This is a genomic window from Enterobacter sp. DVT3837 (assembly GCF_056238685.1).
Genome location: NZ_JBWDLA010000001.1, coordinates 797,334 through 809,616, shown reverse-complemented (window position 1 = coordinate 809,616; position 12,283 = coordinate 797,334). Strand labels below are relative to the sequence as shown.

At 56.4% G+C, this 12,283-nt stretch carries 11 protein-coding genes; 7 read left to right on the top strand and 4 right to left on the bottom strand.

Translation table 11 applies throughout. The features are described 5' to 3' along the window. The first annotated feature begins 97 nt into the window (after positions 1 to 97). From serB to nadR, 3 genes are read left to right on the top strand one after another with little or no spacing between them, the layout of a single operon-like run. Positions 98 to 1,066 carry a phosphoserine phosphatase gene (gene serB / locus AC0XWG_RS03910; RefSeq protein WP_028016602.1) on the top strand — a complete coding sequence of 323 codons (969 nt, stop codon included), beginning with the start codon at positions 98 to 100 and terminating at the stop codon, positions 1,064 to 1,066. 11 nt (positions 1,067 to 1,077) lie between these two features. After that, complete coding sequence (gene radA, locus AC0XWG_RS03905; protein ID WP_014068810.1) at positions 1,078 to 2,463, top strand: DNA repair protein RadA; 1,386 nt, start codon at positions 1,078 to 1,080, stop codon at positions 2,461 to 2,463. A 35-nt stretch (positions 2,464 to 2,498) separates the two neighbouring features. Then, the gene (gene nadR / locus AC0XWG_RS03900; RefSeq protein ID WP_028016603.1) at positions 2,499 to 3,731 is read left to right on the top strand and encodes a multifunctional transcriptional regulator/nicotinamide-nucleotide adenylyltransferase/ribosylnicotinamide kinase NadR; all 1,233 of its coding nucleotides are present in this window, start codon (positions 2,499 to 2,501) and stop codon (positions 3,729 to 3,731) included. A gap of 54 nt (positions 3,732 to 3,785) precedes the next feature. Here nadR and AC0XWG_RS03895 read toward each other — a convergent pair whose 3' ends face one another. Beyond that, on the bottom strand, positions 3,786 to 4,787 hold the full coding sequence (locus AC0XWG_RS03895) for a zinc-binding alcohol dehydrogenase family protein (protein WP_475680387.1): 1,002 nt from the start codon (positions 4,785 to 4,787) through the stop codon (positions 3,786 to 3,788). 108 nt (positions 4,788 to 4,895) lie between these two features. Between AC0XWG_RS03895 and AC0XWG_RS03890 the strand changes: the two genes are divergently transcribed. Then, the gene (locus AC0XWG_RS03890; RefSeq protein ID WP_108089536.1) at positions 4,896 to 5,795 is read left to right on the top strand and encodes a LysR family transcriptional regulator; all 900 of its coding nucleotides are present in this window, start codon (positions 4,896 to 4,898) and stop codon (positions 5,793 to 5,795) included. Positions 5,796 to 5,887: 92 nt separating this feature from the next. Here AC0XWG_RS03890 and ettA read toward each other — a convergent pair whose 3' ends face one another. Beyond that, the gene (ettA, locus tag AC0XWG_RS03885) at positions 5,888 to 7,555 is read right to left on the bottom strand and encodes an energy-dependent translational throttle protein EttA (protein ID WP_475680386.1); all 1,668 of its coding nucleotides are present in this window, start codon (positions 7,553 to 7,555) and stop codon (positions 5,888 to 5,890) included. Between the two features lie 226 nt (positions 7,556 to 7,781). Between ettA and sltY the strand changes: the two genes are divergently transcribed. Together sltY and trpR are read left to right on the top strand one after the other, a co-directional pair. After that, on the top strand, positions 7,782 to 9,719 hold the full coding sequence (gene sltY / locus AC0XWG_RS03880; RefSeq protein ID WP_028016607.1) for a murein transglycosylase: 1,938 nt from the start codon (positions 7,782 to 7,784) through the stop codon (positions 9,717 to 9,719). 55 nt (positions 9,720 to 9,774) lie between these two features. Then, positions 9,775 to 10,104, top strand: a complete 330-nt coding sequence (trpR, locus tag AC0XWG_RS03875) for a trp operon repressor (RefSeq protein ID WP_028016608.1) — start codon at positions 9,775 to 9,777, stop codon at positions 10,102 to 10,104. Here trpR and yjjX read toward each other — a convergent pair. Further along, positions 10,095 to 10,610, bottom strand: coding sequence for an inosine/xanthosine triphosphatase (yjjX, locus tag AC0XWG_RS03870; protein ID WP_128348219.1), 516 nt, complete (start codon positions 10,608 to 10,610; stop codon positions 10,095 to 10,097). The two genes, trpR and yjjX, sit on opposite strands and share 10 nt — an antisense overlap. A gap of 50 nt (positions 10,611 to 10,660) precedes the next feature. On the opposite strand from yjjX, the gene gpmB reads away from it, so the two are divergent. After that, positions 10,661 to 11,308, top strand: coding sequence for a 2,3-diphosphoglycerate-dependent phosphoglycerate mutase GpmB (gene gpmB, locus AC0XWG_RS03865; protein ID WP_048989680.1), 648 nt, complete (start codon positions 10,661 to 10,663; stop codon positions 11,306 to 11,308). Here gpmB and robA read toward each other — a convergent pair. Next, the gene (gene robA, locus AC0XWG_RS03860; protein ID WP_028016611.1) at positions 11,305 to 12,174 is read right to left on the bottom strand and encodes an MDR efflux pump AcrAB transcriptional activator RobA; all 870 of its coding nucleotides are present in this window, start codon (positions 12,172 to 12,174) and stop codon (positions 11,305 to 11,307) included. The two genes, gpmB and robA, sit on opposite strands and share 4 nt — an antisense overlap. Positions 12,175 to 12,283: the final 109 nt, after the last annotated feature.

The following is a 12,283-nucleotide window of genomic DNA, read 5'->3' as shown; positions in this document are numbered from 1 at the left end:
AGGGCTTAATGTTGCCAGAAGTGATGGTTACAAGGTAGCCTCATGCGTTATTTTCCCTCTGGAACCTTCCGGCGCGAACGAAATTACAGGAGCTTTAATGCCGAACATTACCTGGTGTGACCTGCCAACGGATGTCTCTTTATGGCCAGGATTGCCGCTCTCTCTTAGTGGCGATGAGGTGATGCCTCTGGATTACCACGCTGGCCGTAGCGGCTGGCTGCTGTACGGACGCGGCCTGGATAAGCAACGCCTTACCCAATATCAAACCAAACTGGGTGCCGCGATGGTCATTGTCGCCGCCTGGTGTGTCGAGGATTATCAGGTCATTCGTCTGGCAGGCTCCCTGACGCAACGTGCGACACGCCTGGCGCATGACGCCGGGCTGGATGTTGCCCCGCTGGGTAAAATTCCTCACCTGAAAACGCCGGGCCTGCTGGTGATGGATATGGACTCTACCGCCATTCAGATCGAGTGTATTGACGAGATTGCGAAACTGGCAGGCAGCGGCGATCTGGTGGCGGAAGTCACCGAGCGTGCGATGCGCGGAGAACTGGACTTCACCGCCAGCCTGAGACAGCGCGTGGCGACCCTGAAAGGGGCCGATGCCAACATTCTGCGTCAGGTACGCGACGTGCTGCCGCTGATGCCAGGGCTGACGCAGCTGGTACTGAAGCTGCAGTCGTTAGGCTGGAAAGTCGCGATCGCCTCCGGTGGCTTCACCTTCTTCGCGGATTATTTGCGGGAAAAACTGCATCTGACCACCGTTGTGGCCAACGAGCTGGAGATCATGGATGGCAAGCTGACCGGCCAGGTGATCGGCGATATCGTGGATGCTCAGTACAAAGCCAACACCCTGACCCGTCTGGCGGAAAAATATGAAATTCCGCACGTCCAGACTGTCGCCATCGGCGATGGCGCGAACGACCTGCCGATGATCAAAGCAGCCGGGCTTGGCATTGCCTATCATGCTAAGCCGAAAGTGAACGAAAAGACGGAAGTGACTATCCGTCATGCTGACCTGATGGGAGTGTTCTGCATTCTCTCTGGCAGCCTTAATCAGAAATAACGAGGTAAACCGTGGCGAAAGCTCCAAAACGCGCATTTGTCTGTAATGAATGTGGTGCGGATTATCCGCGCTGGCAGGGGCAATGCAGCGCCTGTCATGCCTGGAACACCATCACCGAAGTGCGTGGTGTGGCGGCTTCGCCGAGCGTGGCGCGCAACGAGCGCCTGAGCGGTTACGCCGGTAACGCGGGCGTGGCGAAGGTGCAAAAGCTCTCGGATATCAGCCTCGAAGAGCTGCCGCGCTTCTCCACCGGGTTCAAAGAGTTTGACCGCGTGCTCGGCGGCGGCGTGGTGCCGGGCAGCGCCATCCTGATCGGCGGTAACCCGGGCGCGGGTAAATCAACCCTGCTGCTGCAAACGCTCTGTAAGCTCGCCGAGCAGATGAAAACCCTGTACGTCACGGGGGAAGAGTCCCTGCAGCAGGTAGCAATGCGCGCGCACCGCCTTGGCCTGCCAACCGGCAATCTGAATATGCTTTCGGAAACCAGCATCGAGCAGATCTGCATGATTGCCGAAGAAGAGCAGCCGAAGCTGATGGTGATCGACTCCATCCAGGTGATGCACATGGCGGACATTCAGTCTTCGCCTGGCAGCGTTGCGCAGGTGCGCGAAACTGCTGCCTATCTGACGCGCTTTGCTAAAACGCGCGGCGTGGCGATTGTGATGGTCGGCCACGTCACCAAAGACGGCTCGCTGGCGGGGCCGAAGGTGCTCGAACACTGTATCGACTGCTCCGTGATGCTCGACGGCGACGCAGATTCCCGCTTCCGTACCCTGCGCAGCCATAAAAACCGCTTCGGGGCGGTGAACGAACTGGGCGTATTTGCCATGACCGAGCAGGGGCTACGCGAAGTTAGCAACCCGTCGGCCATCTTCCTGAGTCGCGGCGATGAAATCACCTCCGGCAGCTCGGTGATGGTGCTGTGGGAAGGGACGCGCCCGCTGCTCGTTGAAATTCAGGCGCTGGTGGACGTGTCGATGATGGGCAACCCACGGCGCGTGGCGGTCGGTCTGGAACAGAACCGCCTGGCGATCCTGCTGGCGGTGCTGCACCGTCACGGCGGGCTGCAGATGGCGGATCAGGACGTCTTCGTTAACGTGGTGGGCGGCGTTAAAGTCACTGAGACCAGTGCAGACCTCGCATTGCTGCTGGCGATGGTCTCCAGCCTGCGAGACAGGCCGCTGCCGCAGGATCTGGTGGTATTTGGTGAGGTCGGTCTGGCTGGAGAGATCCGTCCGGTGCCAAGCGGCCAGGAGCGTATCTCCGAGGCGGCAAAACACGGCTTCCGCCGGGCGATTGTACCTGCCGCTAACGTGCCGAAAAAAATCCCGGAAGGGATGCAGGTTTTTGGCGTTAAGAAACTCGCAGATGCGTTAAATGTCTTTGACGACTTATAATTACGTATTCGATTTTGCAGGAGGCACCGTAATTTATGTCATCATTTGACTACATTAAGACCGCAATCCGCCAGAAGGGCTGCACGTTACAGCAGGTGGCGGACGCCAGCGGAATGACCAAAGGCTACCTTAGCCAACTGCTGAACGCCAAAATCAAAAGTCCCAGCGCGCAAAAGCTGGAGGCGTTACATCGCTTTCTGGGGCTGGAATTCCCGCGTATGCAAAAGAACATCGGCGTGGTGTTCGGCAAGTTTTACCCGCTGCATACCGGGCACATCTATCTGATTCAGCGCGCCTGTAGCCAGGTTGACGAGCTGCACATCATCATGGGCTACGACGAAACCCGCGATCGCCAGCTGTTTGAAGACAGCGCCATGTCGCAGCAGCCGACCGTGCCGGACCGTCTGCGCTGGCTACTTCAGACCTTCAAATATCAGAAAAATATCCGCATCCATGCCTTTAATGAAGAGGGCATGGAGCCGTATCCGCACGGCTGGGACGTGTGGAGCAACGGCGTTAAAGCGTTCATGGAAGAGAAGGGAATCACCCCGAACTGGATCTACACCTCTGAAGAGTCAGACGCGCCGCAGTTCCGCGAGCATCTGGGTATTGAAACGGTGCTGATTGATCCGAAACGGACGTTTATGAACATCAGCGGGGCGCAAATCCGCGAAAACCCGTTCCGCTACTGGGATTACATCCCAACTGAAGTGAAACCGTTCTTTGTCCGCACCGTCGCCATTCTGGGCGGTGAGTCGAGCGGGAAATCAACGCTGGTTAACAAACTGGCGAATATCTTCAACACCACCAGCGCGTGGGAATATGGCCGCGATTATGTCTTCTCGCACCTCGGCGGCGACGAGATGGCGCTGCAGTATTCCGACTACGACAAAATCGCGCTCGGTCATGCCCAGTACATTGATTTCGCGGTGAAATACGCGAATAAAGTGGCATTCATTGATACTGATTTCGTCACCACTCAGGCGTTTTGTAAAAAATATGAAGGGCGTGAGCACCCGTTCGTGCAGGCGCTGATTGATGAATACCGCTTTGACCTGGTGATCCTGCTGGAAAACAACACCCCGTGGGTGGCTGACGGGATGCGCAGCCTCGGCAGCTCCGTGGACAGGCGGGAATTCCAGACCATGCTGGTGGATATGCTCAATGAGAACAACGTTGAGTTTGTGCATGTTGAAGAGTCAGATTACGACTCCCGTTTCCTGCGTTGCGTCGAGCTGGTGAAGGAGATGATGGGGGAGCAGGGGTAAGCGTTAACCGCCCTCTCCCTTTGGGAGAGGGCCAGGGTGAGGGAATCAGACCACTCAGAACTCAACCACCACTTTCCCGCGCATATGCCCGTCCAGCACTTTACGGTGCGCCTCGGTAATGCTTTCCACGCTCAGCCCGTGCAATGTTTCACTCAGCGAACTCTCTACCACACCGTTATCTACCAGTTTCGCCACCTCATTGAGGATCTCCCCCTGACGTGCCATATCGGCAGTCTGGTACATGCTGCGGGTGTACATAAATTCCCAGTGCAGGGCGGCAGATTTTGATTTCAGCTTATCCTGGTTCAGCGGATGCGCGTTCTCAACGATAGAGCAGATATGCCCCTGTGGTGCAATCAGCTCACTGACCGCATCCCAGTGGCCATCGGTGTCGTTGAGAATGAAAATGTAATCCACAAAGGTGATCCCCTGTTTTGCCAGTTCATCTTTCAGGTCGCGGTAGTTCACCACCGCATCAGCACCGCGATCGCGGCACCACTGGGCGGAATCCTCTCTTGACGCCGTCGCGATGATCTTCACCTTGCTGTTGTGCTTCGCAAACGGGATCGCCAGCGATCCTACGCCACCCGCACCGCCGATAATCAACAGCGTTTTATCCGCGTCGGCATTCTGAATGTTCAGCCGCTCGAATAATCCTTCCCAGGCTGTCAGGGCGGTCAGTGGCAATGCGGCTGCGGCGGCCCAACCGAGGTTGGCTGGTTTGTGCCCGACGATACGCGCATCGATCAACTGGTGGGTAGTGTTGCTGCCAGGGCGGGTGATATCCCCTGCATACCACACCGCATCGCCCGGTTTAAATCCGCTAACGCCAGCGCCAACGGATTTAACGATACCGCTGGCATCCCAGCCGAGAATACGCGGCTCCTGCAGACCGTTTCTGGCAATACTGGCATGCACTTTGGTATCGACCGGGTTGATGGAAACGGCCTTCACCTCGACCAGCAGGTCGTGCTCGCCGGGTTGCGGCATCGGTTGAGCAATCTCAATAAAGGCTGAAGGGTTCGATGGGTTAACGGCAATGGCTTTAACGGACATGGTGTGCTCCTCAATGGAATGCGTTTTGTTGAGGCTAGTCTATTAAGTGGACAGCTGCATGATAAGATGGACAATCGAGAACTCAGCGTTCGTACAGGGTGAACAATCATGTTTAAACAGCTGCAGGATATGGCGCTGTTTGCGCTGGTGGCAGAGATGGGAAGCTTTACTGCTGCAGCGCAGAAGGCCGAACTGCCGAAATCCAGCGTCAGCCAGCGCATTAGCCAGCTTGAGCAGCAGGTGGGGATCCGCTTGCTCAACCGTACCACGCGCAGACTGAACCTGACGTTTGCGGGCGAGCACTATCTGGTGCACTGCCGTGAGATGCTGGCAGCCAGTGAGCGTGCGGAGTACGCCATTCAGCGGCTGCGCGAAAACCCGAGTGGGCGGCTAAGGATCACCTGCCCGGCAGGGATTGGCGCGACGCTGCTGGCGCATATGAACGCCGAGTTCCAGTTGAGCTTTCCTGACGTGTCGCTGGATGTGTCGATCTCTGATGACGTGGTGGATCTGGTCGAGGCCGGATTTGACGTGGCGCTGCGTACCGGCAAGCCGCAGGACTCCTCCCTGATTGGCCGGATGATCGGGCACTGTCCGCGCTTTATGCTGGCCTCGCCCGAATATCTCGCGCGTCGGGAGCCGCTGACGCATCCCCGCCAGCTGGTGGAGCACCGCTGTATTACCCACAAAGCCTGGTCTGAATGGCTGCTGCGAAGCGAGAGTGAGGATTACCGCTATCTGCCGGATAACGCCCATATGACGGATAACCTGGTGTACGCGCGTGAGTGCGCGATTGCTGGCGCCGGCATTACGCTGCTGCCTGCTTTTCTGCTGGAAGATAAGGTGGAGAAGGGTGCGTTGGTAAAAGTGCTGCCTGAGTGGAATGTCGAGGGGAATGACCTGTGGCTGGCCTATCCGAGCCGCAAGCTGAATTCGCCTGCGCTGATGAGCTATATCGAGTTTGCGATGCAGTTCGATGAGGTGAAGCGGTATTACGTGGGCGGGTGATTTTGTGCGGCCTGATGCCCTCACCCTGTCCCTCTCCCACGGGGAGAGGGAACAAACATAAAAAAACGGCAACCGAGGTCGCCGTTTTGCTTTTATTTCGCAATACGCTTGTACTTAATACGCTTCGGCTCCAGCGCGTCTGCGCCCAGCGTGCGTTTCTTGTACTCTTCGTATTCGGTGAAGTTACCTTCGAAGAACTCCACTTTACCTTCATCCTGGTAGTCCAGAATGTGGGTCGCGATACGGTCAAGGAACCAACGGTCGTGCGAGATAACCATGGCACAGCCCGGGAACTCCAGCAGGGCGTTTTCCAGCGCGCGCAGGGTTTCGATGTCCAGGTCGTTTGTCGGTTCATCGAGCAGCAGAACGTTGCCGCCAACCTGCAACAGTTTTGCCAGATGCAGACGACCACGCTCACCACCGGACAGCTCGCCTACGCGTTTACCCTGGTCGGTGCCTTTGAAGTTAAAGCGGCCGACATAGGCGCGACTTGGCATCTCGGTGTTGCCGATACGCATGATATCCAGACCGCCGGACACTTCTTCCCACACGGTTTTGCTGTTATCCATCGCGTCACGGAACTGGTCAACGGAGGCCAGCTTCACGGTATCACCCAGGGTGATAGAACCGCTGTCAGGTTGTTCCTGGCCAGACATCATGCGGAACAGGGTGGATTTACCCGCGCCGTTCGGACCGATAATGCCCACGATGGCGCCTTTCGGTACGGAGAAGGTCAGGTCATCGATCAGCAGGCGGTCGCCGTAAGACTTACGCAGATTGCTGACTTCAACCACTTTATCCCCCAGACGTGCTCCAGGTGGAATAAACAGTTCGTTGGTTTCGTTACGTTTCTGGTATTCGGTGTTGTTCAGCTCTTCGAAGCGAGCCAGACGGGCTTTGCCCTTAGACTGACGGCCTTTCGCGCCTTGACGAACCCACTCCAGCTCTTTCTCAATAGACTTGCGACGCGCCGCTTCCTGAGAGGCTTCCTGCGCCAGACGCTGATCTTTCTGCTCCAGCCAGGAGGAGTAGTTACCTTCCCATGGAATACCTTCACCACGGTCCAGCTCCAGGATCCAGCCAGCAACGTTGTCGAGGAAGTAACGGTCGTGGGTAATCGCCACAACGGTGCCTTCGAAGTCGTGCAGGAAGCGCTCCAGCCACGCCACGGATTCTGCATCCAGGTGGTTGGTTGGTTCGTCGAGCAGCAGCATGTCTGGTTTTTCCAGCAGCAGGCGGCACAGCGCTACACGGCGGCGTTCACCACCGGACAGATTTGCGATTTTTGCATCCCAGTCCGGCAGACGCAGGGCGTCAGCGGCGCGCTCCAGCTGCACGTTCAGGTTATGACCGTCGTGCGCCTGGATAATTTCTTCAAACTTGCCTTGCTGAGCAGCCAGTTTATCGAAGTCAGCATCCGGCTCGGCATACTTGGCATACACTTCATCCAGACCTTTCAGGGCGTTAACCACTTCGGACACCGCTTCTTCAACGGATTCGCGGACGGTGTGTTCCGGGTTCAGCTGAGGTTCCTGCGGCAGGTAACCAATCTTGATGCCAGGCTGCGGACGGGCTTCACCTTCGATGTCTGTATCGATGCCGGCCATGATGCGCAGCAGGGTGGACTTACCGGCACCGTTGAGACCCAGAACACCGATTTTTGCGCCCGGGAAGAAGCTCAGCGAGATATTTTTAAGAATATGACGTTTCGGCGGGACAACTTTGCCGACACGATGCATGGTATAAACGAATTGAGCCACGTTGGACTTCGCCTCTTTTATCGTAATGAGAAGGAATTTCAGCCTCGAAGTGTAGCCTTTTTCACGACCTAATCCCAGCCAGGAACGTCGGGAGTGTTAAAACGCGCAAGAAAGGTAAAAAAGTGTCCATGACGTGGCGCGTTGCAGGATGCCTGGTTAGCATAAGTTGATTAGACTTTGACGTGGCAAGACGCTGCAATTGACGAAAAACAAAGAGGAAGAGCTTGTGGAAAAAGCCAAACAGGTGGTCTGGCGTCTGCTCGCTGCCAGCGTATGCGTAATGGCGGTAAGCCAGGCGGTGCATGCCGATTCACTGGATGAACAACGTAATCGCTACGCCCAGATCAAACAGGCGTGGGACAACAAGCAGATGGATACCGTGCAGGCGCTGATGCCGACACTGAAGGATTACCCTCTGTATCCGTATCTGGAGTATCGCCAGCTAACTGACGATCTCATGAATCAACCGACCGTCGCGGTGAATAATTTCATTCAGGCTAACCCAACCCTGCCTCCCGCGCGGACGCTACAGTCTCGTTTTGTGAATGAACTGGCTCGTCGTGAAGACTGGCGCGGGCTGTTAGCTTTCAGCCCTGAAAAGCCGACCACCACGGAAGCGCAGTGTAACTATTACTACGCAAAATGGGCCACGGGGCAGCAGGAAGAGGCGTGGAACGGTGCCAAAGATCTGTGGTTGACCGGTAAAAATCAGCCCAATGCCTGCGACTCTCTCTTTGGTGCCTGGCGCGCCTCTGGCAAGCAAGATCCACTGGCGTATCTGGAGCGTATTCGCCTGGCGATGAAAGCCGGAAACACGCGTCTGGTCACCGCGCTGGCGGGGCAGATGCCATCGGATTATCAAACCATTTCCACTGCGGTGATTGGGCTGGCCAACGATCCTAACTCTGTGCTGACCTTTGCCCGCAGCACAGGCGCGACCGATTTTACCCGCCAGATGGCAGCGGTAGCCTTTGCCAGCGTGGCGCGTGACGATGTGGAAAACGCGCGGCTGATGATCCCGCAGCTGGTGCAGGCGCAGCAACTTAACGAAGAGCAAACCCAGGAGTTGCGCGATATTGTGGCGTGGCGACTGATGGGCACGGATGTGACTGACGAACAGGCGCGCTGGCGAGACGATGCCATTATGCGTTCGAACTCCATGTCGCTGGTGGAACGTCGCGTGCGAATGGCGCTGGGCTCAGGCGATCGTCGTGGGCTCAATACCTGGCTTGCGCGCCTGCCGATGGAAGCGAAAGAGAAAGACGAATGGCGCTACTGGCAGGCCGATCTGCTGATGGAGCGAGGACGTGATGAGGAAGCGAAAGAGATCCTCCATACGCTGATGCAGCAGCGCGGATTCTACCCGATGGCGGCCGCGCAACGCCTGGGAGAAGAGTACACCTTCCGCATTGATAAAGCGCCAGCCAATGCGAACCCTGCATTGACGCAGGGGCCTGAAATGGCGCGCGTTCGCGAGCTAATGTACTGGAATATGGATAACACCGCGCGCAGCGAGTGGGCGAATCTGGTCACCAGCCGTAGTACTGACGAGAAAGCTCAGCTTGCCCGCTATGCGTTTGATAACCACTGGTGGGATCTGAGCGTGCAGGCCACGATCGCCGGTAAGCTGTGGGATCATCTCGAAGAGCGTTTCCCGCTGGCTTACAAAGATCTGTTCGATCGCTATACCAGCGGTAAAGATATCCCGCAAAGCTATGCGATGGCGATTGCCCGTCAGGAGAGTGCCTGGAACCCGAAAGTTCGTTCTCCGGTGGGTGCCAGCGGTCTGATGCAGATCATGCCGGGCACGGCAACGCACACGGTGAAGATGTTTAATATCCCGGGGTACAGCAGCCCGTCACAGCTTCTCGATCCGGATACCAACATCAATATCGGTACCAGCTACCTGCAGTATGTTTATCAGCAGTTCGGTAACAACCGTATCTTCTCGTCTGCGGCGTATAACGCGGGCCCTGGTCGCGTGCGCACCTGGCTTGGCAACAGCGCCGGACGTATCGATGCCGTGGCGTTTGTCGAGAGTATTCCGTTTTCGGAAACGCGTGGCTACGTGAAGAACGTGCTGGCGTATGACGCATACTATCGCTACTTCATGGGGCAGAAAGATACCCTGATGAGCGATGCCGAGTGGCAGAGACGTTACTGATCGGCGCGGGTTGTGTTATGCTGTACTCGCTAAAGAGTACAAGAGGCAGCATAACATGACCCAGCATTCCCCGTATTCCTCGGCAATGGCCGAACAACGTCATCAGGAGTGGCTTCGTTTTGTGGAGTTGCTCCGCCAGTCTTACGCTCAGGATTTGCATTTGCCCCTTATGCAGCTGATGCTCACGCCAGATGAGCGTGAAGCGCTGGGCACGCGCGTGCGGATTATTGAAGAGCTGTTGCGCGGCGAAATGAGCCAGCGTGAACTCAAAAATGAGCTCGGTGCGGGTATCGCAACGATTACCCGCGGATCGAACAGCCTGAAATCGGCACCGGTTGAGCTGCGTCAGTGGCTTGAGTCTGTGCTGTTGGGCGATCAGCGATAAATCGCGTTATGGAACGGGCTTAAGGCCAGGATCACCGCCTGGTGGTAAACGCCTGAACGCGTCAGTGCGCCTGCAGTAAAGACGCCAATAGCCCCTTCTTTACGGCCAATCTCATCAATGCCGGTGTACTGTGACATCACCGGCCCCAGCGCGTCACCCGCACGGACTTTTTCCAGAATGATCTCTGGCAGAGGGAGGGTCGCCGAGCGCGCTTCACCACGCTGTTCGCGGCTTTCAATAACCACCCAGCTAAAGGTTGCGCCTTCGTCGATACCCGCTTCAATCGCCACCCAGAAGTCAGCCTCAGGCACCGCAACTTTGGCATTTGCCACGCGATTTCGTGCGCCAGCCCGCGTTTCCTCGCTGCCAAACGGCTGTTCAGGAACACCACTCTCGACGCCGATGGCATCAATATGGCAGGATCCTTCGCCGAAGATCTCTTCAAATGCCCTTAGAATTGCCTGAATTTTGGCAGGATTAGTGGTAGCAGAGACAACATGGTGCATAATTAAGCTCGATTCGAAAAAAACTCATCGCAGTATAACGGAAAAAAAGCATGTTACAGGTATACCTTGTTCGCCACGGTGAAACGCAGTGGAACGCCGAGCGACGTATTCAAGGCCAGTCAGACAGTCCCCTCACTGAAAAGGGGGTACAGCAAGCGTGGCAGGTGGCGGAACGCGCCCGAACGCTGGGCATCACCCACGTTATCACCAGCGATCTCGGTCGCACACAGCAGACGGCGCGCATCATCGCGGACGCCTGCGGCTGTGACGTCATGCTTGAGCCACGCCTGCGCGAGCTGGATATGGGCGTGCTGGAAAAACGCCATATTGATACGCTGACGGAGAAGGAGGAGGGCTGGCGTCGTACGCTGGTTAACGGTACCGAAGATGGCCGTATCCCTGAAGGCGAATCCATGCAAGAGCTGAGCGTTCGTATGCATGCCGCACTGGCGGAATGCCTGAAGCTTCCGGCGGGAAGCCGTCCGCTGCTGGTGAGTCACGGGATTGCGTTGGGTTGCCTGGTGAGCACCATTCTGGGGTTACCGGCTTACGCTGAACGCCGTTTGCGTCTGCGCAACTGCTCCATTTCCCGGATTGATTACCAGGAAAGCGCATGGCTGGCGTCGGGCTGGGTGGTGGAAATGGCAGGGGACATTTCGCATCTCGATGCCCCTGCACTTGACGAACTGCAGCGTTAACGACGAATCGGAATTAAGAATTCCATACGCAGATTGATTGGGCCTTCTTCCGGTTTGGCATCCTGCGCCGGGTAGTAGCGCTCAATGTCCTGACCTTTACGGCGATTCAGATTCAGCATAGGCATGCAGGTTCCGTAAACGGTCAGGATAAACTCCTGAACGCCCGTTCCCAGCCCTTCATAGGCGAACATCACGTATTCGCCGCCTTCGAGCACGACAGGCTTCGAACCCTGAATATAGCCATTGGCCATCTCTGGGGTCAGCGCGGTGGTGTAGAACACCTCCTGCTCGTCGTCTTTTTCCTGACTTGGATGCGTTTCGTTGAGGCCATACAGAATCGGCGGGATCGCCGGGGCGTGGCTCAGGAAGTCGCGCCAGAACTGAACGCGCATCTGATGACGGAACTCAGAAATCTGCTCCAGAGAACAGGAGTAGCTCTGCGTCGTACCGATCAGATGGGTTTCAGGCAACGTGACAATTTCGTATTTTGGCATCGCGAACTCGCCCAGACGCAGCGGTGGACGCATACCAAACGAGCTCCAGTCAGGCGAGCGACGATAAAGCGCTGGCGTTAACGAGAACTGTTTTTTAAAGGCTCGGGTGAAGGTTTGCTGCGAATCGAAACGATATTGCAGGGCAATATCCAGAATCGGCCGTGCCGTAAGGCGCAATGCCACAGCAGACTTAGACAGACGACGCGCGCGAATATAGGCCCCGATAGCATGACCGGTGACATCCTTGAACATCCTTTGCAGATGCCACTTGGAATAGCCTGCTTTAGCCGCCACATTATCCAGTGACAAAGGCTGGTCGAGATGACCTTCCAGCCAGGTGAGCAGGTCGCGAATAATTCCAGCCTGATCCATATACTATCCTCATCCTTAAAACAGCAGGTGCCTGATAACAGGTTAGCGGATAATAGCATTTTTTGATGTTTTAGCATTCAGTGTTTTTTTTGCGCATTCATGCTTTTTG